Source organism: Paenibacillus polymyxa (assembly GCF_001719045.1).
Lineage (GTDB): Bacteria > Bacillota > Bacilli > Paenibacillales > Paenibacillaceae > Paenibacillus > Paenibacillus polymyxa_B.
On sequence record NZ_CP015423.1, the window covers coordinates 2,277,112 to 2,300,744 of the forward strand.

The 23,633-nt window shown below is 43.9% G+C and carries 21 protein-coding genes; 2 read left to right on the forward strand and 19 right to left on the reverse strand.

All coding sequences use genetic code 11. The annotated features are described in order from the left end of the window. Positions 1-87: 87 nt before the first annotated feature. From AOU00_RS10140 to AOU00_RS10230, 19 genes are all read right to left on the reverse strand, one after another. Positions 88-432, reverse strand: a complete 345-nt coding sequence (locus tag AOU00_RS10140; protein WP_061829923.1) for a hypothetical protein — start codon at positions 430-432, stop codon at positions 88-90. Continuing rightward, complete coding sequence (fliS, locus tag AOU00_RS10145; RefSeq protein WP_061829922.1) at positions 432-815, reverse strand: flagellar export chaperone FliS; 384 nt, start codon at positions 813-815, stop codon at positions 432-434. The genes AOU00_RS10140 and fliS overlap by 1 nt, the downstream gene beginning before the upstream one ends. Before the next feature lie 14 nt (positions 816-829). Beyond that, positions 830-2,302, reverse strand: a complete 1,473-nt coding sequence (fliD, locus tag AOU00_RS10150; protein WP_061829921.1) for a flagellar filament capping protein FliD — start codon at positions 2,300-2,302, stop codon at positions 830-832. Positions 2,303-2,316: 14 nt separating this feature from the next. Then, complete coding sequence (locus tag AOU00_RS10155; protein WP_061829920.1) at positions 2,317-2,700, reverse strand: flagellar protein FlaG; 384 nt, start codon at positions 2,698-2,700, stop codon at positions 2,317-2,319. A 173-nt stretch (positions 2,701-2,873) separates the two neighbouring features. Beyond that, a complete protein-coding gene (locus tag AOU00_RS10160) occupies positions 2,874-3,644 on the reverse strand; it encodes a flagellin N-terminal helical domain-containing protein (protein WP_061829919.1) in 771 nt (256 codons plus the stop codon). 388 nt (positions 3,645-4,032) lie between these two features. Continuing rightward, positions 4,033-4,266: a carbon storage regulator CsrA gene (gene csrA, locus AOU00_RS10165; RefSeq protein WP_061829918.1), complete on the reverse strand. Its 234-nt coding sequence runs from the start codon at positions 4,264-4,266 to the stop codon at positions 4,033-4,035. After that, the gene (locus AOU00_RS10170; RefSeq protein WP_061829917.1) at positions 4,266-4,712 is read right to left on the reverse strand and encodes a flagellar assembly protein FliW; all 447 of its coding nucleotides are present in this window, start codon (positions 4,710-4,712) and stop codon (positions 4,266-4,268) included. The genes csrA and AOU00_RS10170 overlap by 1 nt, the downstream gene beginning before the upstream one ends. 83 nt (positions 4,713-4,795) lie before the next feature. Then, the gene (gene flgL, locus AOU00_RS10175) at positions 4,796-5,704 is read right to left on the reverse strand and encodes a flagellar hook-associated protein FlgL (protein WP_061829916.1); all 909 of its coding nucleotides are present in this window, start codon (positions 5,702-5,704) and stop codon (positions 4,796-4,798) included. A gap of 24 nt (positions 5,705-5,728) precedes the next feature. Next, positions 5,729-7,309 (reverse strand): flagellar hook-associated protein FlgK, encoded by a 1,581-nt coding sequence (flgK, locus tag AOU00_RS10180; protein WP_061829915.1) that lies wholly within the window; start codon positions 7,307-7,309, stop codon positions 5,729-5,731. 15 nt (positions 7,310-7,324) lie between these two features. Next, the gene (locus tag AOU00_RS10185; RefSeq protein WP_061829914.1) at positions 7,325-7,825 is read right to left on the reverse strand and encodes a flagellar protein FlgN; all 501 of its coding nucleotides are present in this window, start codon (positions 7,823-7,825) and stop codon (positions 7,325-7,327) included. Positions 7,826-7,835: 10 nt separating this feature from the next. Beyond that, positions 7,836-8,111, reverse strand: coding sequence for a flagellar biosynthesis anti-sigma factor FlgM (gene flgM, locus AOU00_RS10190; RefSeq protein ID WP_039271505.1), 276 nt, complete (start codon positions 8,109-8,111; stop codon positions 7,836-7,838). A 195-nt stretch (positions 8,112-8,306) separates the two neighbouring features. Continuing rightward, complete coding sequence (locus AOU00_RS10195; RefSeq protein ID WP_069290530.1) at positions 8,307-8,717, reverse strand: TIGR03826 family flagellar region protein; 411 nt, start codon at positions 8,715-8,717, stop codon at positions 8,307-8,309. 743 nt (positions 8,718-9,460) lie between these two features. After that, positions 9,461-9,928, reverse strand: a complete 468-nt coding sequence (locus tag AOU00_RS10200; protein ID WP_061829912.1) for a LysM peptidoglycan-binding domain-containing protein — start codon at positions 9,926-9,928, stop codon at positions 9,461-9,463. Positions 9,929-10,312: 384 nt separating this feature from the next. Then, positions 10,313-10,879, reverse strand: a complete 567-nt coding sequence (locus AOU00_RS10205; RefSeq protein WP_061829911.1) for a ComF family protein — start codon at positions 10,877-10,879, stop codon at positions 10,313-10,315. 347 nt (positions 10,880-11,226) lie between these two features. Next, positions 11,227-13,341, reverse strand: coding sequence for an ATP-dependent helicase ComFA (locus AOU00_RS10210; RefSeq protein WP_069290531.1), 2,115 nt, complete (start codon positions 13,339-13,341; stop codon positions 11,227-11,229). Between the two features lie 200 nt (positions 13,342-13,541). Then, positions 13,542-13,982 (reverse strand): hypothetical protein, encoded by a 441-nt coding sequence (locus AOU00_RS10215; RefSeq protein WP_061831630.1) that lies wholly within the window; start codon positions 13,980-13,982, stop codon positions 13,542-13,544. A 169-nt stretch (positions 13,983-14,151) separates the two neighbouring features. After that, positions 14,152-14,874, reverse strand: coding sequence for a response regulator (locus tag AOU00_RS10220; protein ID WP_007432713.1), 723 nt, complete (start codon positions 14,872-14,874; stop codon positions 14,152-14,154). 4 nt (positions 14,875-14,878) lie between these two features. Then, positions 14,879-16,039: a sensor histidine kinase gene (locus AOU00_RS10225; protein WP_013312293.1), complete on the reverse strand. Its 1,161-nt coding sequence runs from the start codon at positions 16,037-16,039 to the stop codon at positions 14,879-14,881. A gap of 47 nt (positions 16,040-16,086) precedes the next feature. Then, positions 16,087-18,804, reverse strand: a complete 2,718-nt coding sequence (locus AOU00_RS10230) for a stalk domain-containing protein (protein WP_069290532.1) — start codon at positions 18,802-18,804, stop codon at positions 16,087-16,089. A gap of 266 nt (positions 18,805-19,070) precedes the next feature. Here AOU00_RS10230 and AOU00_RS10235 point away from each other — a divergent pair, with 266 nt between their 5' ends. Further along, positions 19,071-20,480 (forward strand): efflux RND transporter periplasmic adaptor subunit, encoded by a 1,410-nt coding sequence (locus AOU00_RS10235; protein ID WP_069290533.1) that lies wholly within the window; start codon positions 19,071-19,073, stop codon positions 20,478-20,480. Then, a complete protein-coding gene (locus AOU00_RS10240; protein WP_069290534.1) occupies positions 20,477-23,593 on the forward strand; it encodes an efflux RND transporter permease subunit in 3,117 nt (1,038 codons plus the stop codon). Before AOU00_RS10235 ends, AOU00_RS10240 begins: the two co-directional genes overlap by 4 nt. Positions 23,594-23,633 lie beyond the last annotated feature (40 nt).

The window sequence follows — 23,633 nt, forward strand, 5'->3', positions numbered from 1 at the left end:
ATCGGATTTACTCTTAATGGAATGAACCTTTTCACAAAAATCCCCCCATTCTAAATCGAATAGGGGGTACGCTCCATAAAGCATTTTTTATTTGCGATGATCAATAAACAAACTGTCTACAGAATAAGCTTGCTGGTAAGCATGCTGCTGCACACGAATGGCTCCACGTTTCTCCATCCAGTGGCCTGCTTCATCCTTAAGTGCTTGCATACGCTGCAAAATTATAGAATCGTTGCTTAGTATATTACGGATTTTCTGCTTATCATGTTCCGTTAATGATAGTTGATAGGGCTGCATCTGTTCTACAATGCGCTGTCTTTGATCTGCAAACTGTTCAAATTCTTCCTCATTTAAATTCAGAAGATTAACCAACACTACTTCTGTCTTATGTTGCAGTTCTTCAAGGAGTACTTGCATATTAGGATCTGCCATCACACACTACCAACTACACCAGGCATTTTCGCGGCTTCCAGCCAAGCCTCCCGTAGGTCAGTCAAATGTTCCAGCACCTCCTGTGCAGGAGCGGCTATCTTGTGAACATTCGCCTCAATCAGCTCATGCAGCATATATTCATACACTCGCAATAAGTCATGGGATATTGGATACTCAAAATTCAACGCAGATATTAACTCATGTACAATAGCTTGCGCTTTACACAAATTATTATTCGCTTTCTCGTTATCCTTATTCTCTATACCCTCAATTCCCGCACGAACGAAACGAATAGCCCCATCGTACAGCATAATCAGCAATTTAGGCTTGGATGCAGTTTGCGCTTGAGTCTGCCGGTATTTCTGATAGGGTGTATTGATCAATTGTAAAACCTCCTTTATGACGACATGCCTGTAAGACTCGAAGATGTAGTATTATATTTGCTTATTGCCGTCTCCATCGCAGTGAATTTTTTGTAATAGTTAGTCTCAATCATCGTTAGACGGCTTGTCATATTACTGATTCGGCGGTCCAGACTCGACAATTGCTCTCCCATTGTGCTCGTAGTAAGAAATGAAGCTGTTAGTTCCTTACTTACTTTTGAAGTACCCGCTGTATCGGCCATTCTTTGAAGTGAAGTATTCGAAATCTTTTTAAGTTTAGCAAGAATACCATCTTGTTGTGTATATTTATTTGTTAATAGGGTACTTGGGTCCTGCTTCCCAAAAAAATTCGAGATAACATCTGGATCTTTTTCAACCGCTGCGCGCAATTTGTCTGCATCCAGAATAAGCTTGCCTTTGGTATCATACGTACCCGTAGTGATCCCAAGCTCAGACATCATTAAGGGTTTATTCTTACCATTTGCATCAACTCTGCCGATGTCTACACCTTGAATCATGGCACTACGCATCTCAGATAATGTATCCTGCAGGATAGGATCGTTTCTAAGCATGCCACTCTTGGCCTTGGTTGTCCAGAGCTTGGCTTCATCATCGCTCATAGCGGCTCTTTGTTCCGTTGTAAGCGGAGCGTATTTTTTATATCTCTCCTCACTAACCTTGCCATTGAGTGTAGCGAGAACATCATTATAAGCATCGACAAAACTTTGAATATTTTCCACAATCTTATCGGTGTCTTTGGTAGCTTCGATCCTTGTCGCAGCACCACCAGCTGTCTTCAGTGTAATATCAATTCCATTAATTATAAAATTATTTGATGACTTTTTGACTTCAAGTCCATTTACCTTTAGCACAGCATCGGTTCCATTCGTTGAAGACAGTTTAAACTCACTACTAATTTGAGCATCGATATTGAATGCTTGGGAACCGGTGGTTTTACTTGTTAACGACAAACCAGATTTGGCATCATACAGGGCAGTTACTCCTGTCTTGCTGTTATCATTAATTTTTTTGACAAACGATTCAATGGTTTCGTTTGCATCTACATCAATAGTGGTCCCACCAACCTGAACCGTACGAGCTGCCCCATCGGCAAAGGCAAGCTCAGTGCTTGCCTTTTCAGACCATGAGCTGTCTGAGACGGATCTTGCGGCAGTAGCGAGATTGGTTACCGAGATATCCAATACTCCACTGGCAGACGATGAAGCCGATGCAGTCAACGCGTCACTATTTCCCGTTACTGTCACTTTCTGCGGATTCATTGAAGCAGTGCGGCTTAATGTCGTCAGTTTATCTTGTAGAAATGAAACAATTTTAGTACTGGACTCACGATAGTTTTCTCGTTTCCATTCCATTAGCTGCTTTTGTTGAGTCAGCTTATCGAGAGGTACACGCTCAGCAGTCATCAGCTTTTTAACTGCTGCATCAATATCCATGCCTGAGGCAAGGCCACTTATTCTAGTTACCATAATTGTATGTCCTCCTATACTTTCTTATCGATAATGATTCCTGCAATTTCCATCATTCTGGCTGCTATATCCAGAATTTTCTCGGGGGGTACCTCACGAATCAAATCGCCCGTTTCCTTGTTCATCACCTTTATCATGATTGCATGCGTCTTTTCATGCACAGAGATCTCAAACGTCTTCTGTGGGCCTTGTATAGCATCAATTACTTTCTGTAACTCCAAAACTGCTTCCTCATGTGATGGTTGCTTCTGACCGGTACCACCTCTATTGGTTGTTTGAATAGCATCTTGTACAGCAGAATAATTTGTTTCGGCATCTGAAGGAGCTTCATGTTTTACTCCAGCTGATGGCTGAACCGGCAAATGACTTCCAGTGCTAGGGGGGATCATCGAATCCACAGAATAACCTCCATTAATATTTTTTAGATACAATAAAACCGTTCTATATTTGAAAAGCTAATACATTATATATCGGTAAAATGCGTACAATTATTTACGAAAAAAACTAAAATAAAACAAAAAAAGATCCTGCAAGAAGCAGGATCTTTTTTTGTAACGGCTGTCGTTTAAAATTAACGAAGCAACGACAGTACGCCTTGTGGCGCGGAGTTTGCTTGTGACAGCATTGATTGGGAAGCTTGTAGCAAGATGTTGTTTTTGGACAGAGCAACCATTTCTTTAGCCATGTCAGTGTCACGAATACGGGATTCGGAAGCTGTCAGGTTTTCTACAGTTGTGCCCAAGTTGTTGGAAGTGTATTCCATACGGTTTTGCATAGCACCCAAGTTAGCACGTTGCTTAGCAACTTTTTCAATTGCATTTGTTGTAGCAGACAAAGTTACTCCAGAAGTAAGACCACGAATTTGAGTGGAATCGATACCTTTAACAGTGAGAACGAACGCGTTATCATCAGCTTGGATTTTAACGCTTCCACCGGAAATCGCAATACCGTTGAATTTAGTGTTGGACAGGATTGCATCAATTTGACCGCCCAATTGACCAAGCTCAGCTTTGATGTTAGATTTATCGCCAGCGCTGTAAGTATCATTGAGTTGTTGAACGCTCAGTTCTTTCATACGAGTCAACATGGAGGATACTTCGTTCATTGCACCCTCAGCTGTTTGTGCGAAAGAGATACCGTCTTGAACGTTACGTTGTGCTTGTTCCAGACCACGGATTTGACCGCGCATTTTTTCGGAAATGGAGAGACCCGCAGCATCATCAGCTGCACGGTTGATACGCAGACCTGAAGACAATTTTTCCATGTTTTTGCTTGCTGCCGTGTTGTTCAATTGCATGTTACGGTGTGTATTTACTGCAGGTAAATTGTGATTGATAATCATTTTAAATTTCCTCCCTGAAATGGTTTGATTCCCACGTCCTTGTGGTATAAGCGTCTTCACAGGTCGGCCGCCCTGAAGAATTACCGCTCTAAACTATATATCGACCCTTAGGCTAGAATTGTTTATAGCATTCCGGCTTTTTTTAAAAATATTTTCCTAGAGGTTTACGACTCGGTTATTTCGATTTAAAACCAACATTTTATACGATGACCTTGCCCTATTCCAACCTGTTCACACCTGACTTAACCATCAAACAATCACCCAGGTGATAAAAGTGGAATACATGATTATATCAAGCACTGTTCCAGATGAATAAGTATAAAACAAAGGCCTACACTTTACTCGTGTCGGCCTTTCTCAATGAATGTGCACTACTATTATTGTTTAATCAGGACTTTCTCTTATTCATTTCCAACATTGCATTTTGAATAGCATTCGAATCCATAACAGCAATTTGATTATTTTGCTGAATAGCATCAAAGACTTCTTTTCGGTAAATATCGATATCCTTAGGAGCAGAAATACCGATCTTAACATTATCTCCTTCAACAGAAAGAACTGTAATGACAATATCATTCTGAATTACAATGGATTCACCCTTTTTACGTGTTAAAACCAGCATTAGGACTCACCGCCTTTGCTGGACTCTATTTCATTCCATAAGGGATGCTTAATTGTATAGTTCGTATTTTGCAAAACAATCTGCTTTCCTATTTGTTGTTCAATGTTAAAAATTAAAGGTGCAAGCAAATTAACCGTCGTTTTAGACTGATCACTATTCCATGTACAAATACATCGTACTGATATCTGTTCCTGACTTGTAATCCCAATATCCTCTAGAGCATCATCAGATAACTCAAATTCATAATCTTCAAAGAAATCAAATGGATTTACGGTGATAAAAATAGTAGCTGGCTGCTCTACTGCACTGAAAAGACTAAATAATTCATTATGCTCCTGTAGCTGAAATTCCCGAAGTTGTTCAAATCCTGGTATTCCTTTCGGAAACACATAAAGACTAGTATTTTTATCTTGGTTCTCTTCATCTAATTTCTGTTCTGGGGTCATAAGTAACTCCTCCTATATATAGTAACAAAAAAGCTACGGACCACTCGTCCATAGCTTCAAATTATAAATGTCAAAGATAAAAATCAGCTCATAAAGTCCATCAGGGATGGCTGCATGATCTTAGCTGATGATTTCAGGGCAGCCTCATAAATGGTTTGGGCAGATGTAGCCTGAATCATCAGACTAGCAACATCCGCATCTTCCGTTTTAGCTTGAAGTGTCGTCAAATTTAAATTTCGCTCTTCCAAACGGGATTGTATCAGTTCAACTCGATTCGTACGTGCACCCACTTCAGACAAACTTGTTTGCATTTTAGTAAAGCGGGATTCGATACTTGAAAGTTGACTCGATATTGCTGTACTATTTCCGCTGCTTAGTGCAGAAGATATAGCATCCATGACCTTAAAAACATTATCAGCATCTGTAGATTTCCCAAAGAAATCGCTACCGGACGTATTTACCCGAAATGCATCTTGGTCTCCAACTGCATAGCTGACAGCGCCTTGATCCGGATTAATCTGATCATAACTTGTTACCGTAGCAGATAGCTGATACGGCATCTGATCATAATTTTGTCCATTAAAAACATACTTCCCACGAAGCTGGCTGTTACCAATATTCATCATTTGTTCTTTTAACTGATCAACTTCCAGTTTAATTGAATCCAATCCAGATTGAGGAAGCGTTTCACTTGAAGCCTGTACTGTCAACTCTTTAAGACGCTTCATTACATCACTGGCTTGTTGCATGGTTGTATCAGTGAAATCCAACCAGCTAACAGCCGCATCTGAGTTCGTCTTGTATTGTTCATTAGAAGCTAACTCAGCTCTGTAACGTAGCGCATAAGTTACCCCCACTGGGTCATCTGAAGGCTTGTTCAGCTTACGACCAGTCGAAATCTGATTCTCCATTTTACCCATATTACTATTATTTCGATTCAGGTTACTGAGCAATTGCATATTAGTCATCCCTGAAGTCACTCGAATTGGCATGGCTTACTCCACCTTCTCATTATACTAGAGACCTACGCGACCTGTACCATTAATCAGCTTTTCCAACAGTTGATCAAAAGTTGTCATGAACCGGGAAGCTGCACTATAAGCATGTTGGAACTTGATCATGTTTGACATTTCTTCATCAAGCGACACCCCGCTGACGGATTGGCGGTTCAAGTCCACTTGCTCGGTCAACAGCTGTGCATTTTTCGATTGACGCTCTGCTTCCTGGGTTTGGACACCTAATTGTCCAACAATTGAACTGAAGAAGTCATCTACCGTAGTAGATTGGGCTTGAGTTGTATTAAAACCAAACTTCACATTTTTTAGGCTCGCCATAGACAATGCCAAAGCATTGTTACCTACAGTTACCTTTTCATTAGCCGTTCCCGTTCCATCTACACGCAAAGAACTGGCAATTTTATTGGGATCATCTTGAATATCCTTATTCAGCGTAATGTTACCGGCTGTAATAGCAGCTCCATCTTTCGAGGTAAAAAACACTCCTCCCTTTTCTGGAGTTATGCCACTGAGTGTGTATCCCAATTGATGGAGTCCATTAATCCCTTGTACAGTCACTTTCAAATCCGCGGTCAAGGTTCTGTTGTTATTCGCATTTGAGTAAGTCACTGCTGCATTGTTGACACCTGAATTTAGTACCGTTCCCTCAGGCAGAACTGTACCTGCAGGCAAAGTAATTTCAATGTTACCATTCGCCAGCGTATTAGCTAACTGGTCCATCTGAGTTTTGTAATCTGCTACATATTTATCTCTGGATAAAATCATACCGTACACTTCGCCATCAGTTAACGCTCCACCTTGATATGCAGCCTCAAGGCCAGCCGCCGTAATAGCAGTTACCTCTGTGCCAGCCACAGCTATCTGTCCTGCCACCGTTACCTGATAACCGTTATCCAGCTGAGTTACCTGCACATTTGCAAGCTTGGACAACTTATCAACTGCATAATCCCGCTGATCACGCAAGTCATTTGGATTATCCCCAAGTTGTTCCAACTTGTAAATATTACCATTCAGGTCCGCTATAGACTGCAATAACGAATTCATCTCAGATGTTTTTAATGTAACGTTATTAGTCAAATCAGAACTGAGTGCATCCAGTTGCTTGCTAGCCTGGTTCAGCGCATCTGTCAGAGCAAGCGTAGTCTCTTTTACAATTTTGCGATTCGTGACATCCTGAGGGTCTTGGCTCAGATCGGACCATGAATCCCAAAAATTATCCATGACCTTACGAATACCTGTATCGGAAGGTTCATTCATAATGGTCTCAAGCTTGTTCAGTGTGTCATAACGGATGTCCCATCCACCTTGAGAAGAACTTTCATTACGATACTGATCGTCCAGAAAAGTCTGACGGACGCGCTCAATAGCAGTGAATTCAACCCCTGTACCCATTTGACCTCGTACAACGGAACGATTCAAACCGTAGGCTTCCATAGAATCCGAGGCCTTCATACTAACCACTTGTCTGGAGTAACCAGCTGTGTTGGCGTTTGAGATATTGTGTCCGGTTGTATTAAGTGCTGCCGTTTGTGTGTTTAAGCTTCTTTTCGCTGTTTCTATACCATGAAATGTTGAGACCATGTTTTCCTCCTTCAATTAGGCGCGTGTATCAAATAGTCCCGCTCGTACAGTAGAGGTGCTTTTGTCAGCTGGACGCTGATAGACCGCTTCAGATTCCGCATAATATGACATACTCTCAATAGAAAAATCAATATAGGAAAGCGCCTGTTGTATAAGCTGTTGATTCAACTCATTTAATTTTTTCAATTCTACAAGCGTATCCGCTAGTTTTTTTTGAATTTGAAGGAGGCGCTGCTTGTCTTCTACATCAAACACAAGACGAGACAACTCCGTAATATTGAGATTCAACTTAGACTTAATACCACGTTCCTGCAAAAATTCATATGCTGCCTGCAGGCGTCGCTCATCCAGCTGTTCAATGTGTCTGGACATCTTCGATTCCTGGTTCATGACTAGAATGAGCTGATCTACCTTATTTGATATCAGTGCTTCTTTTTTTTGATTCCCTAATGTAATCAACTGCTCGTGAGCCTCTCTAAGTTGCTCCAGCACATCAATCAATCGCTCTAAAGGCATATTCCTTCACCTAGCTTTCAGAAGACTGCTTGAAGTAAGGTAACAGCTTCTCTGCAATTTTATCGGCATCCACACGATAGGTTCCAGAAGCTACTTGCTGCTTAAGCTCCTGAATTTTCTTAACACGGTCTGCATCACTGCTGCGGTTCAGCATTTCCATTGCTTCCGGAGAAATCGAAACCTCATCCTTGCGGCGGGACTTCTTAAGCTCCTCTTGACGTCCTGTTTCAATATTTCGCTGATATGGATTAATAGCTCCGATGCGGTTGGTCTCGTTAATTTTCATAACTTCCACCTTCCTTAGTTATTTGATATGGTCAGAATGTATCAGACGACATAGCGTCGAACATGGTTCGTATTATGCCTCACTTCTTTATTTTGTGCATGTTGCTAAAAATAAAAAAACCGATAAGCTCTATAAAGATTATCGGCGGTATTTGAAACTTTTTGAATAGCTGAATGCGTTTTTAATTCCCCTGTACTACTTTCCACGAAGTTTATCAATCGCGCTGTAGGTACCTAAGCCCATATTATTACTTTGATCCTGATTACTACTGTCGCGTACAGCCTGATGCAGGTCTTTAGTCAGACGTGTTCGACAAGAATCGCACATATGCCCTTCACGAATCGGTATCCCGCATACCTCGCAAGGATACGTCATATTGGGCGCATTAGCAATGGAAATACGTCCCTCACGTATAAATGTCGTGATTTGCTTTACAGATACCTCAGTAGCCTCTGAAAGCTCATGCATATGAATGCCCTTATTTTCACGTATATGTTTGACACAACGTTCGTATTCAATTTCAATTTCTTTAATACAGTTCTGACAGATTCCCCTGACATTCTTAATAAACAGCTTTCCACAGCGAGGACAGTTATCCAAATTCATCCTCTGTAGCGCCCCTTTCCAATTTCCGATCTTTAATTACTTTTATCCTTACATTAACTTATAATGAAGAGCCTCGTCTAGCAAATATTTCAAAAAAGGATTTTCAGATTTTACACAATTGCACATCTTATAAGTTATCATATTAAAAGTAAAAGAGAGAATGATCCATCAGCAAAATTTTCTCTATATTTATATGCATCAATATGCAATGACATAAAAATAAAGAAAGCCCATGAAGGCTAATAGCTCAGCCTAGTGCATGTATCTATTTATCGTCAAACATTACACCGTACTTTAGATAGAAAATAAAATAAGCGCCATTCCAGTTATTTTCGGGAATAGCGCTTCATTATACAATTGTAATAGCTATATATGAATATGAGTAAAGGTAGAAATTATCAAGATGAGGGAAAAACCGGGCGAAACAATCCTCAGAAGAATTCATGTTCACCTGTGCCCCGAATGACATCAAGGAAATCCTCTAAATCCGGGGGAACGGCGCCCATACGAATGCTCCGCACATGGAGTGTGGGTATTCATAAATCTCATAGACCTAACATCATCTCAACTTATAACATATTGAAATCAAGCTAGATGCATCAGTGGAAATTTGCAGCCCAAATAAACAAGCTATTTCACAATTAATTATTCAAAAAAGCATTGTTTTAATAGAGGCCTTCCCGTATACTATAGTCAAACGCTTGGTTTAAAAAACACATTTCATTATACATTTATAATGATAATTATTTATTTGTGTTTGTTTGCGGCACTTGCAGTTCTTGGCCTACTTTAACCAGGTTATTGATTTTAACCAGTTCTTCAACAGTCACACCGTATTTTTCAGCGATAGAAGCCAATGTGTCGCCCTCTTGAACATTTACAGTGATTGTATTTACAGTTGCTGGTGTTTCAGTTGTAGTCGTTGCTGGTTTTGTAGTTGTTGCTTGATTGTTGTTCTCTGTTGTCGATTGAGCAGGTGTTGTAGTTGCTTCGTTCTCAGTAGTTTCAGTTTTAAAGAACTTAGCTTCAAATGCTTTTTGTGCCGCTTCTTGTTGCTCTCTCATGATTTGGTCTTCCAATTGTTGTTTTTCGTAATCTGAACCAGATTTCGCCAATACTTGACCTGTAGCAAGTGGACTCAACAAAGACACTGCACCTAAACTAACTGCCAACATGCTAGAAACTGCTACTTTTTTCATTACGTTTTTCATGATTTTGTTCTCTCCTCTTTTTAACTTTAAATTTTAATTAACTGCTTTACTACTGAGCGAGACACTCCCAATGTCCGCTCTTTAGTCATTAGCTAATCACTTATTACCAATCATGTTAGCTATCAACAGATAGAAATTGTACTCCTCTTTTCCAAAAAAATCAACCTCTAAATTGAAATATTCTGTTTTCATCCCTCACTTCCTTACTTTTTGTTTGTCTCTATACTTTTTATTATATACCTCTCTCTAGCTCGTTGTCAAATCCTGCTGATTGTACGGCTTAAAAGACTTTTACTCTATCATTTAATCCTACTTTCAAGAGAGTTATAACCTCTTTTTCATAGTTTCAAGCAAAATTTCATGGAAAATACTAGATATTTAGACTTATGATCTTGCTAAGGTCAGGCAAAAAATAGTCAAATGTATTCCTTGCTCTAATGCCTTTTCTCTCAAAACACGTGCACACGCCTGCAATGTGCTCCCCGTTGTATAAATATCATCTACAAGCAAAACGGTAACGGAAAGCTTGTTCTCCGTAACACATTGAGATTCAGTTTTTAAAATAAAAGACTTCATCAAATTCGCCATATTGGGGTGGACAGAAAACGCATTATTCATGGTGTTCATGCGTTCCTTTTTGGATTTAAAACTTTGTTTGCCTGTATCTTGTGGACGAGCAAGTAAAGATAGGAAGGGGAGCTTATTCCTCCTAGCAATCTCTTCTGCCAAGATCTGAGCCTGATTGAAGCCTCGCTCTGTCAGCCTCTTCTCACTTACCGGGACACAGGTCACTACATCCACACTCCACAAAGATTGCTTGAAACGAGAATGTTTAAGACTTGCAAACTCATACCTCATCGCCTGATAGGCTCGATTCATGATCTCGCCCAGCAAGGAGCCATACTTTTCATTTCCACGATATTTGAACTGCCCAATCCATTCTCTCATCATCGGTGTATAGCTGGTTGCACTCCGATTGCACACATAGTAACGTACTAATCGGTCAAGCCTTACGCAATCCGGGCAACACGTCGGACGTCCACAATAAACACAACGAATATTGTAAACCCAAGGAATTTGAAGCGAACAAGAAGTACAAATTCCGGGAAATTCGGAAAAACGCCCTGTGAGAGTGCCGCAAGCCATACATGTTTGGGACTTGCGATGGAATAACCAATTCAAAAATAGACGGGTTGTTGGAATCATCCCCATACCAGAATGCACCTTTCTTGGTAGTTTACGTACCGACTTTGTTTCAGGTTTCACATTTCCAAAAAAACTTTTTTTATTTAATGCATTTAGTGCTTCGCCTCCTTCAGGTATCCTCTTTTCCGAGCCAGTGCATTCATACGTTTAATCTGTCTAATTGCTCTCTTTTGACCTCGAGTCCATTGGGGGGATGTAAAAATAACACCTCCACATGGGTCATCCTTGGACCTTCCTGCGCGACCCGCCATTTGGACAAGAGCGGCTTCATCAAAAAGACTGCTGTCCGCGTCTAATACGTACACATCACTCCGTGGAACAGTTACCCCTCGCTCCAAAATAGTCGTTGTAACCAGCACACGTATTTCAGTAGCTCGAAATAAGCGCACTTTAGAGGTTCTTTCTTCATCCTGTGAGGAGGTGCCTGCAATAGGTACATCAGGTAATTGTTTAATCAGCAGCTTCACAAGTCCCTGAATATGTGAGATTCGTGTCACAAACAGGAAAACCTGTGCCCCACGTTGTATGGATACGCGTAGGCGTTGAATAAAGGATGCGGGAAGCCGACCTTTTTGCAGCCAATGTTGCACTGAAGCAGTCTCCAGACGAAATGGGACAGGTAGAGGGTGACGATGAAAACGAACGGGAACCTTGGTGTGTGGCAGTAGACCGCGTGCAGCCTCTTTCTGCAAGGATTGCGGAGGTGTAGCAGACAAATAGATAAACTTTCCCTTCGGCTTACATACTGCTCGTGCAGCAAAGGCAAGCATAGGATCATTGTGATAAGGGAACGCGTCTATCTCATCAATCACAACCAAATCAAAGGCTTGACGATAACGCAATAGCTGATGTGTCGTTGCCAGTGTAAGCTGTCCCCTTTGCCACCGTTCTGCGCTTCCCCCGTAGAGCGTCACCATGCTCACATCGGGAAAAGCGATGGCCAAACGAGGCGCTAACTCCAGTACCACATCACGGCGTGGTGTTGCCACAAGTGCCGTTCCTCCGTGGTCCAACACATATTGCAAAAGCGGAAACATCATTTCCGTCTTGCCTGCGCCTGTTACAGCCCAGAGCAGAAAACGTTCTACCGTGGTATCAGGTACCTGCCGATCAGCGTTATGTCTCGCACCTTCGCCAGGTTTTGGCGAAGACTGCTTGCTGCGGGCAAGGTTGCTGCCCTGCGAAGCGGCAGCATCTGATCCCCGGCGCGCAACCCTAACGCGCCGGAACAACGCCCGGAGCCCACGGCCTTCCGGGCGAAAACGAGCCCGCACTTCGCCGTGCGGTGCGGCCAAAAAGCGCAGCGCCGCTTCGGCGGCGGCACGTTGTGCAGGGCTCAGCCCCCAGCGGTCGAGTTCCGTCGCCGGGGCCCTGCCTGCTGTGCACGGCAGGACGGGTTTCGCTACGCCACGAAGCAGCAGCGAGCATTCACGGCTGCGCCCGAGTGCGAGACATGTCTCGCAGTAAGCGCACGCCTTACGTCCGCACGATGCGCAGCTCGTGCGGTGCACTATCCCGCTGCCACAACGATTGCAGCGAAGTTCATGCGTACGCGCGGCAGACCAGCGCGTACGTGGTGCTGGAGCGAGGCCAGCAGCAAAGCAGAGTCGGCCTTGCAGATATGCAAGTTGTGCAGCGGATCGCCAAGTATGCTCCAAACCTGGCGCTGCCTCTGCCAGCAGCGCTTCGACTTCCGGAACGAGTAACTGGCGTCCTAACAACAAATTTGCCAGTTCATTCGCTTGTCGTGTTAAACACTCCCTATCCAATCCATCAATTCCCGTGATGAGACTCCTTTTTTGAAAAAAACGTAAAACTCCGTCTGTTTCCCGTCCCTCATCCCCACCTTTTGTGCAGGAAGTCCACCCTTGTACATGATCCCAAATGCATATATTTTCTACTCCTCCAGATAAAATTCGTTCACCATCAAAAGGCTCAAGAGCCAGTTCACTTTTTAGCTGTGCGAGAATATAAGCCCACCACTGCCCTTTTCCCCATCGCTCCATATCTGCCAATTCCTTAAATGTTTCGCACAACTTTGTCCCCCAGGACAAGGGAAGCTCATCTCCTAATAACACCCATCTTTCGACAACATTCTCCTGCCCCTCATCTTGATTCATCCACCATGTCATATCTACTCGAATATCCGCAGATAATCGGAGAGTCCAATTCCCTTTATACCTCACTGCATATACTGCAATCTTCACCTTCCCCTGCTCCTCCCATTCATGATTTTTGCGGTTCTTGTTACCCCAGAGAACAGCAAAAAAGCACACTCCTATGGCTAATAGCCTGAAGTGTGCTTCACATCAAGTAGATCTCAACGAAATCCCTGTCGTCTTGCCTATGCAACTGTTTTAAAACATTTATATCCGATTTTAACCACGATGTCCACAATCCCCTATCGCTAAGGAACAAATGGGGCGTCCGCCAACGACTTGACCGTTCTAAGATCAATAACAACCTGCTTTTCACCGCCTGACTTCGGTAAGACCGGGTTCCCCGGTGAAAAACGACTTGAAATGACTGAAACATCCATATGACTATAGCGTAGTAGCCGTGTCAGAATCGGTAGCGTATCGTCCATAGATTCATCATCCAGTACTGTCACATGTAGCGGCCTCCGGTGTAGCCAGGCAAGTATGTTCAGCGAACGCATCACCCATTCCACACGATCTCCGTCATTGGACGTAATCACAATATAGCGAGTCGCGCGATGACCCGGAGATATTGCGCGTGAATCTTCACCATTGTGATAAGCCTGAACCGCCTGTCGTATATACATAAGATGAACGACTGCGGCTCCCACACCGTATATAAGCAATATCCAAACCAAGTGAGCCGTCACGAGGGTTCCACCTCCTCCTATAGCGACAATATATGCCGTATAACAGGAAGAGGTGTCACGGTTATGTACTGGGTTTCCGTATGAGCGGACATATCGCTCCCAAAGAAAGGCGGTATAGCATTCATATCTATTAGCAGCTGCATCATCTAATTCATGGAAAGACTACACTTTACAGCGTAACCCATCCATATTTAATTGAGTTAATAACTGCTTGTGTACGGTCATCAACCTCCATTTTTTGCAGAATGCTGCTGACATGGTTTTTGACTGTTTTCTCACTAATGAATAAATATTCACCGATCATCTTGTTGCTCTTACCTTCAGCCATCAGACGCAGCACTTCAGCTTCACGACGGGTCAATGGATTATTTTCACCTGCGACAAACTTCACGCCGGCTTCCTTCGTATGACCTTCAGCCATAGCCCCTGTTTCATTCAGGTAGGTCATCCGGCGAAGCTGCTGAATGAGCTTACCCGTTACCTTCGGATGGATAAACGCATATCCTTCATGAACCGAACGAATTGCATTAATGAGGGACTCGGCCTCCATATCTTTTAACAGATAACCATTGGCTCCCTTGCGCAACGTCTCGAATACATAGCTTTCATCATCATGAATGGATAAAATGATAACTTTGACATCCGGGAACATCTCACGCAGTTTTTCGGTTGCCTCTACACCATTTTCAATTGGCATATTAATGTCCATCAGAACAATATCTGGTTTCTCTACGTTACAGAATTCCAACACTTGAATACCATCGCCACATTCTCCGATGACCTCAATGTCGTCCTCCATATTCAAAATACGTTTAAGTCCTTCACGGAACAACTGATGATCGTCCGCTAAGAGAACTTTAATGGGTGCATTGCTAATTTCCTGATTTTCCATGTTGTTACTCCTTTCCCTTTTCCACGTTGGTTGGGATATGAATCACTATCTTGGTGCCTTGATTCTCAGCTGATTCGATCTCCATTCTCCCCTCGAGCAGTTCAACCCTTTCCCGCATACCAATCAGACCAAAATGCCCATGATCTTTGCTTTTTTGCTGAAAAAGCTCTGGCTTAAAGCCCAAACCATTATCCTGCACCACGATTTTTACAAGCTGCGCCTGATAGGTAATCTCAACAAGCACATAGGTAGGATAAGCATGCTTGGCAGCGTTGGTCAAAGCTTCCTGGATCAGACGGTAAATGGCTGCTTCCATCGCGGAAGAGAGACGGTGTTCCTTGCCCCTTGTTTCAAAAAGCGATCTAATTTTCGTTTTTTCTTCAAAATCCTGCACATATTTCCGGAGCGTCGGAATAAGTCCCAGGTCATCCAGGGCCATAGGACGCAAATTGAAAATGACCTTTCGCATTTCCTCAAGACTGGAGCGAACCTGTTTCTTCAAGTCTACTATTTCGTCCTGAACCATCTTAAATTCCTGCTTGGCGATCATTCTTTCCACAATTTCCGTCCTAAGCACTAGATGCGCAAGGAGCTGCGCAGGTCCATCGTGAATTTCACGGGATATACGTTTGCGCTCCTCTTCCTGAGCCAAAATAATTTTCAGACCAATAAACTGCCGGTTTTTGGCCGATTCGATGATCCGCGTCACTTGCCCCAATTCACCCGACAAATATTCCAGCACGACCCCCATCTGCGAACCGATGGTTTCGGCGCGCTCGACAGAAGCCTCGACACTTTTGGCCCGCTTTTGAAGATCATCTCTTCTGGCTTTGAGATACATTTCCTTCTCGCGGAAAATCATCACATCGAGTTGAAGCTGTGTTGCCTTCTCATAAGCCTGCTTGATATCCTCTTCCGAATAGCGAACGAAGTCGCGGCTGACCTCAGTCAACCGAATGCGGGACCGCCGATAGTTCATTTCCAGCTGGTCCACCTTTTCGATCGTTTCTGCTGTTTCCTTCAAGACGCTCTGGAGCTCCTGATTTAACGTGACCAGCTCGGTCCGGGCCGTGTCCAATATTTCGAACATCTGATATTTGCTGTTCTCCATCACCTGGATGGCATTTTTAATGACTCGGTCTATGATATCGGCTTGAAAGTCCACAAATGTTCTACTCCAATCCTAGCATTTCAAGTATATATCATACCATATCATGACTGGAGGGTGATGGTCTTCGTTTCTTGTTCCCATTTTACAGTCATTCCTAACTGCTCAGAAACGAGTCTCAATGGGACTAAAGTCCTACCTCCTAGCACAATGGGTGCAACATCAGTGCTTTGACGCTTCCCGTTCAGAACAACTTCTTTTTTCCCTACGGTCAAATCCATCAGCACACCGCCGCGCATAATGGTGATCCGCTGATCGCCCGCATTCCATTTGGCTTGTCCGCCAAATGCGTCCAGTACATACTTGATCGGAACATACGTTGAACCATCGCGAGTCATCGGAGCGGCATCAATCGTGGTCGGCGTTCCGTTCACCGTCATTGATTTTTGTCCAATCGTCATTTGAGCTGTTCCTTTTTTGAGTCCTTCTGTACCGACCGTTCCTGGTGTATTAAAAGAAATATTATCAAAAGCAACATTACCTGTTTTAGCACGCTCGTCCTGACCCTCTGCTACATTGACCACATAAAGACGCTTCAGCTTCGCCGGATACGAAATATTCAAACCGCTCATATCTGCGTTAATGGTTTTCCAGCCGTTCCAGTCGATCACTTTAGCGAGATCAATATATGCTGTTTTGCCTTGGGCATCCTCTAGCTCCGCACGCAGCCAGTTCAGACTCTTATCCCCTCTGACATCAATTGAGATAGAAGCAGCCGCCTGTTCAAGCGTTTTCCCGGATGTGCCGTTCAATTGAGCGTAAGCATACATTTTACCACTGCCGTTCGTCATATCGTAGTTCAGCTCCAGCACTCTGGAATTGGCATGGTCGCCATCTCCTTGTACAACAGCCGCTGTGCCGGTAACACCTTCCACATTCGAAGTAAAATCAACCGGATACGAAACATTTTCGAAGTTCTCCCAGTTGTTTGTACTTGCTCCGCCAGCAGACAGGAAGACGACAGCGCTGAAACCATCATAGCGACCGATGGCATAGCCCGTTTTCACGCCTGCATCCACTGTATTTACCGTAAGCTGATTGTCCTTGACACTTCCCTTAAAGCCGATGAACTCCCATTTGAGCGCATCTGACGTAATGCTGACACTCTGTCCATCTTTTGTCTTTGCCGTTACCGGTACAGCGATTTTAGCTCCAGCGGTAAGCGAGCCACTTCCAGTGCCAGCGGTAAGTGATGAAATTTCATCTGCTCCAAGCACCGTGACCTTGGTTGTAGCGCTGGCTGAGCCACTGGATGCCGTTAAAGTAGCAGTTCCCGGTTTGGCTCCCTTTACAGCACCGCCGCTCACTGAAACAACAGCCGGATTGCTGGATTTCCACGTCACTTGTACTTTCGAGGTATCGAATGGATTGTAGTAATTGTCATAACCTTTGAAGGAATAGCTTCCGGTCTGACCAATCAGCAACGTTTTATTGCCCTTGATGGTGAAGCCTTTGAGCGTTCCTTTAGGAGCATTGGTATATACCCCCACTCCATTTACAATACTACGTTGCTCTGTGCCATATTCTGTATTGAACGTAAGTCCCACTGTCGTATCTCCCAAATCACGAGTCACCATGGTGGTAGAGCCGCCCCCGTCAAGGTTCATACCCTTCCAGACGCCAATATCTTTCATCAGCGTTTGCAACTCGCTCAGGGATACACCAACGCTGTTCCCATTCTTCTCAACAGCAATGACATAAGCGTAACGCTTGTCACGAGAATATCCCAGAGCTGTACGCGCACGCGTCCCGCCTATGCTTGTTGTGCTTCGAGAAAAAGAGGTTTTCTGACCGTCATTTACTAATATGGTATGTCCACCAATCATCATTTGAAGGTTAGAAGGATCTACTTCGCTCCCTGTCGATTTAACCCGAAGGTGATAGCTTGTTTCTACCGTCTGTCCCACGGTCAGATGCGCTTTGGCATAATCAGCAGCTTTACCATGAGTACGTAAAATATAGCCATCCTGCGGAACGGTCATATTCAACGTAGCATTGTCGGAGACTTGTGTAACCACACCATTTTGTACCAATATCTCGGTGGGCGTTGTCGAACTGTTTTTGGGCCGCTCAATCGCTTTCCAAGCAGATGTATAAATATACATAGCATTAGAGTGGCTATAGCCGCCCCCACTCGTCTCAGGCGAATACGAAGCCTTGTTCATCCCCGCCAAAGAGAAGGACGACCCATCTCCAGCTTTTACTGTACCTTCAAAAGTAAACTGCTCCACCATGGGAGAACCATCCTTGGTTACAGCAAAGGCATACATACCCGTTAAATCAGACGGAGTAGACATCAACACACCCTTGGATACTTGTCCACCGATCGGCGCTCCCTCGCTGGAGGTATTAAAATAATCTCCGTTTACACCAGCAACCGCCCCGGTCTCTTTTGCCATGCCACCTGTACTCTGACGGGTCGTAAACTGTCCATTCTTCCCCGTCATGACATCCAGCTTGACGTACGGATTTTGTAAGTCCACTCGAATGATATCAGCCAGCGCTGTTCCTTTGGACCCTTTAAAACGATATTTCAATAATGTTGCACCCGAAGTAATGATCTCTTCGCCCAATTTTACAGTTGAACCAGAGGCTGCACTTGCGATTGGAGCAGACATCCAACCATTCAAGGGGATTAGAGCCCCAGTTCCAGCAACCGGACCGACCCATAATACCCCTGCCAGTGTTAACACGGCCCATCTTTTAGCAATTCCTCTACCATTTACTTTCACTTCACTCTGTTTCTTATTACTTAAAAACATTTGGATAATAGCTCCCATCTCCAGTGTATTCAAACGGTTTTATTCCGCACGTGTACTCTATCAATAAACAAAAAAATCCTCTTATGTTAATAGACTTATTATATAGGCAAAAGTTACGAAAATCCCGTCAACTAATTCATAAAATCTAAAACGACGAATTGACGAATGCAATATCGGCGCACTATAATACATTTGAACTTAATAGTTCAAATAATACTGATTAGTTCACAACTCCAATTATGACCCTATCGGAAGGATTGATAATCATGAATAAACAACGGGCCATCATCATATTCACTTTATCCCTGAGCATCGCAATGACCGGATGTTCTACAGAAAAAAAAGATGCCGCTCTAGGCTCATCTGCACAGCCAACCGTTGTGCGCACCGCAATCGTCAAATCCACGCCACTTCAAACGGCCTATAACTTGTCAGGCACTCTTCAGGCTTATGAGGAGAACACACTGGCTTTCCAAAATGGAGGCACTGTAGCCAGTGCATATCTCACTGTCGGTACTGCTGTACAGAAGGGCGCCGTTATTGCTAGTCTGGATGACGCTGACTACAAGCTTCAGGTGGCACAGGCGACAGCCTCCATCTTGGAGGCACAGGCTGGTATTGATAACGCACAGGCTAATTTACAGGCTGCTACCTCCGCGATTCAATCCGCCGATGCCGGCATTACAGGAGCTCGCGCGAATGTTAACAAGGTCAATAAAGGCGCACGTGCTCAAGAGAAACAACAAGCGCAAGCTACTGTAGATAAGGCACAAAGCGCTTATAACAAGGCCAAGACGGATAGCGAGCGTACACAGAAGCTATTTGAGGCAGGAGCTGCTACCGCATCAGATAATGAAAATGCTCGCCTGAATGCTACCGCAGCCCTGAAAGACCTAGAACAAGCCAAGGAATCCCTGTCCCTTTTGCTGGAAGGAGCCACAGCCGAAGATCATCAATCCGCCCAAGCTTCCTTTCAAGATGCGCTTGCAGGTAAAAGCAAAGCCCTTGCGGCCAGTGAACAGGCTGCAGCTTCCCAAAAACAAGCCCATGCCAACTACGAAAAAGCCCTTGTTGCCAAGGGGCAGGCAGAACTTGCACTTTCACGTACACGTCTAATCTCTCCTGTGAACGGTGTAATCTTAGACAAAATCGTGAATACAGGTGATTTGGTCGCGTCAGGGCAAGCCGTCTATCGCATAGGCTCCATCGACCGCCTCAAAGTACTGCTTCCTGTACCAGATAGTGAAATTAAGGATTGGAAAAAGGGTCAACAAGTAGAAGTGGCGCTCTATGAAGAGACTCGTCAAGGTACGGTGTCTAACGTCTATCCTTCGACCAGCACCGACACGGGAAGGGTTAACGTAGAGATTGTTATAAACAATCCACAGCGAGACTGGTTACCTGGTCAGGTCATTAAAGCTGCTCAACAGGTGACCGACAAGAATGGGATTCTCGTTCCTGCCGAAGCAGTCATTAACACGGGAAGCAAGCCTTTTATTTTCAAAGACATTCAAGGAAGAGCTGTTAAAACCCCTGTGGAGCTTGGTAATCAGGTTGTAGATAATCAGTTGCAAATCGTATCGGGACTTCGTGAAGGCGAACGTATTATCGTTAAAGGGGCAGAAAACCTGTTTGATGGAAATGCGATTCAGTCGGAGGAAGGCGGACGCCCATGATTGAGTACATCGTAAAAAAACGAAAAATTACATTGCTGTTTTTTGTCATGCTGATTTTGGTCGGAATCTTCGGCTTTTTCCAGTTACCACAGCAGGAAATGCCGGATGTCACCATACAGAATGCTATGGTAACAACAGTCTACCCCGGTGCTTCACCACAAAAAGTAGAACAAACCGTAACCAAAGAGCTGGAGAAACGCATTAAGGAAGTTGAAGGTGTTAAAACGATTAGTTCGACTTCTGGTAACGGATTCTCCTCTATTTTAATCGAATCCAAAAACGGAGTTGATCCTCAAACGGTTTGGGATAATATGCGTAAAAAAGTGCAGGATGCACAAGCTGATCTTCCTCAAGGCGCTGAAGTGCCTGTTGTAAATGACAAGCTAACCAGCTCTTTTATCGGCTCCTATGCCCTAACAGCTGACTCTTCCGCACCACTGTATAAACTAAATGATTTAACAACAACTTGGAAAGATCAGCTCAACACCATTTCTGGCGTATCTAGCGTCAAATTCAATGGTCTCCCTGATCAAGAAGTACGTGTTCATATTGACAACCAGAAGCTTCAGCAATACCAGCTGTCATGGGGACAAGTAGCTCAAGCGGTCCAGTCTCAAATTGATCGGGTTCCTACTGGTAATATTGAATACAACGGACGTACCTATCAACTTATTGTTCGCGAGACCGAAAAAGCTGATGAATTGAATCAGGTCCTTTTGACACGCACCAAAGAAGGTAATCCTGTATATTTGAGAGATGTCGGCACAACCGAGCTGGCACATCCTAATACAGAATACTTTGCCTATGTAGAGGGTAAACCGGCGATTACGCTAAGTATTGGAGCAGAAACAGGCACAGACATCCCTTCTATGAGCGAAAAGGTCAATACCAAGCTCAAAGAACTGGAGAAAACACTTCCCGCAGGTGTTCACTTTCAAACTCTTTTTGCACAAAAGGATCAGGTAAGCCATATCTTTGACGACTTAAAGCGTGAAACGATTCTTGCGATTGCGGCCGTTATTCTCGTTTGTATGTTGGGGCTGAATTTGCTCACCTCTGCATTTGTTGCACTGGCCATTCCTATTTCGGTTTCGATTGCCATTATCTTTTTGCCTATGTTCGGCATCACTCTAAATCAGATTTCCGTTGTCGGTCTGATCATCGTACTCGGCATACTCGTGGATGATGCCGTAGTTGTAAATGATAATATTGAGCGTAGACTTACGGAATTAGGAGAATCACCCTCAGTCGCAGCTGTAAAAGGTACCAAAGAGGTCATGCTTTCTATTTTGGTTGCAACTCTGGCTACCATCTCAGCTTTCGCGCCATTGTTGTTTCTTCCTGGAAATGTAGGTGCCTTTATTAAACCTATTCCTGCTATTGTCTCCCTGACCATGCTTGCCTCTATGATCATGTCGCTCACCATCATCCCTATTTTTCGAGAATGGTATGAGAAGCGCAGACAGGCTCGTCACCCTCAGGGTAAATCTAAACCAGCAGGCTTGCTCGGCCAGCAGATTCATTCTTTAAACAAGCTCTATTCACAAAAACTGATGCCTAAGGTCATTCAGCGTCCCTTGTTGACAGCCATGATCGGACTCATGCTTGGAACAGCCGCCTATGGATTAGTTCCCTTTACCTCAGTTGAACTTTTTCCTGAGTCGGAAGATCCTCATGTTGCACTAAATGTAAAAATGCCTGTAGGCACTTCAATTGCGGAAACCGACCAGGTCGTTAAAGACCTTGCAGGCTGGGTGAAAAAGCAACCTGAAACTTCCAAGGTCGTCTACAGCGCTGGAGGGACTGCCCCACAACTGTTTAGTGACATTAATAGTTCGGGTGGAAATATTAGTTATAACGAAACGGTGGGGCAGATTGCTGTCGTCGGCAAAGAAAACGTATTCGATCTCAATACGACAGTTGATGCTTGGGAACAACATGTTAAGAAATCCTACCCTGGAGTTACAGTTACGATGTATGTTCCTCGTCTCGGGATTCCAGTGGGTAAGCCCGTTTCTATTCGTATCTCAGGTCAGGATCTGAATGAACTGCAAACCCTTGCCCAGAAGGCAAAGGAGCAGATCGCGACAGTAGAGGGCACAACAGGCATCGTGGATGATATAGGAATTGAACGATATGCATTGGACCTTGAGGTCAACAAACAAGCGATGGATCAATACCTGGTAAGCTACACAGATTTGACTCGCACCCTGCTTCTATTAAAAGAAGGGGCCCAAGTCAGCCAATTTGATACTGGAAACAGTCTGGTAGATATTAAAATGTATTTGAATCACAGCGACGAGGAACCAAGTAAGCTTTTCCAACAATTAAGTGTAGTTAATGCAGCGGGTAAGCAAATTCCATTAAACCAGCTTGTCCAGATTAAGCCGTCATTTGCTATTCAGCAAATCAAGCATTACAATATGGAGCGGACGATTACGGTGGAAGCCGATTTGAACGGACGAACTGCAAGCGAAGCGATGGTTGATGTTGAAAGTAAGCTGGCGCAAATGAAGTTCCCAGAAGGCTACAAATGGGAGGTTGGTGGGGAAACCTCTGACCAATCGACCATATTCAAGGACTTAGGACAGCTGGCGATCGTTGTAGTCTTGCTCATTTTACTCTTGATTACTATGCAATTTTATTCTCTCTCCATTCCTATTATTATTATGACGACCGTGTACCTGGCAGCAGCCGGCGGGATTATTGGTATTTTCTTGACCGGTATGCCTATTGGTTTTATGAGCATCATGGGAATTATTGCACTCGCGGGCATTGTTGTGCGGAATGGGATTGTGTTAATTGAATTTATCGAGGATGCACGACATGAAGGAATGGAATTAAAGGAAGCCGTAATACAGGCGGCCGCTGCTCGCTTCAGACCGATTTTATTGACATCTTTGGCAGCTATTGTAGGTATGATTCCATTAGCACTATTGGGAAGCCTGCTCTTTAAGCCACTGGCGTTTACCGTCATTTTCGGTTTGTTATTCTCGACCTTGTTAACCTTGTTTGTCGTGCCGTCCTTGTATATGATCATGGCCAAGTACAAGATGCGCCGTCAACTCAAAAAACAGCAGCACACAGTTATCACACGTGACCAACCTTTGTGATGTATAAAGTGAATTCGATGCTGTCGAGTTGGCCGGTCCC

Coding starts and splice junctions, on each gene's coding strand:
- fliD (WP_061829921.1), bottom strand. CDS start 2,302: ATGGTAACTAGAATAAGTGGCCTTGCCTCAGGCATGGATATTGATGCA.
- AOU00_RS10230 (WP_069290532.1), bottom strand. CDS start 18,804: ATGTTTTTAAGTAATAAGAAACAGAGTGAAGTGAAAGTAAATGGTAGA.
- flgM (WP_039271505.1), bottom strand. CDS start 8,111: ATGAAAATTAACGAGACCAACCGCATCGGAGCTATTAATCCATATCAG.
- AOU00_RS10205 (WP_061829911.1), bottom strand. CDS start 10,879: ATGATGAGAGAATGGATTGGGCAGTTCAAATATCGTGGAAATGAAAAG.
- flgK (WP_061829915.1), bottom strand. CDS start 7,309: ATGGTCTCAACATTTCATGGTATAGAAACAGCGAAAAGAAGCTTAAAC.
- AOU00_RS10170 (WP_061829917.1), bottom strand. CDS start 4,712: ATGACCCCAGAACAGAAATTAGATGAAGAGAACCAAGATAAAAATACT.
- AOU00_RS10195 (WP_069290530.1), bottom strand. CDS start 8,717: ATGAATTTGGATAACTGTCCTCGCTGTGGAAAGCTGTTTATTAAGAAT.
- AOU00_RS10140 (WP_061829923.1), bottom strand. CDS start 432: ATGGCAGATCCTAATATGCAAGTACTCCTTGAAGAACTGCAACATAAG.
- AOU00_RS10235 (WP_069290533.1), top strand. CDS start 19,071: ATGAATAAACAACGGGCCATCATCATATTCACTTTATCCCTGAGCATC.
- csrA (WP_061829918.1), bottom strand. CDS start 4,266: ATGCTGGTTTTAACACGTAAAAAGGGTGAATCCATTGTAATTCAGAAT.
- AOU00_RS10160 (WP_061829919.1), bottom strand. CDS start 3,644: ATGATTATCAATCACAATTTACCTGCAGTAAATACACACCGTAACATG.
- AOU00_RS10200 (WP_061829912.1), bottom strand. CDS start 9,928: ATGAAAAACGTAATGAAAAAAGTAGCAGTTTCTAGCATGTTGGCAGTT.
- AOU00_RS10220 (WP_007432713.1), bottom strand. CDS start 14,874: ATGGAAAATCAGGAAATTAGCAATGCACCCATTAAAGTTCTCTTAGCG.
- flgL (WP_061829916.1), bottom strand. CDS start 5,704: ATGCCAATTCGAGTGACTTCAGGGATGACTAATATGCAATTGCTCAGT.
- AOU00_RS10240 (WP_069290534.1), top strand. CDS start 20,477: ATGATTGAGTACATCGTAAAAAAACGAAAAATTACATTGCTGTTTTTT.
- AOU00_RS10185 (WP_061829914.1), bottom strand. CDS start 7,825: ATGCCTTTAGAGCGATTGATTGATGTGCTGGAGCAACTTAGAGAGGCT.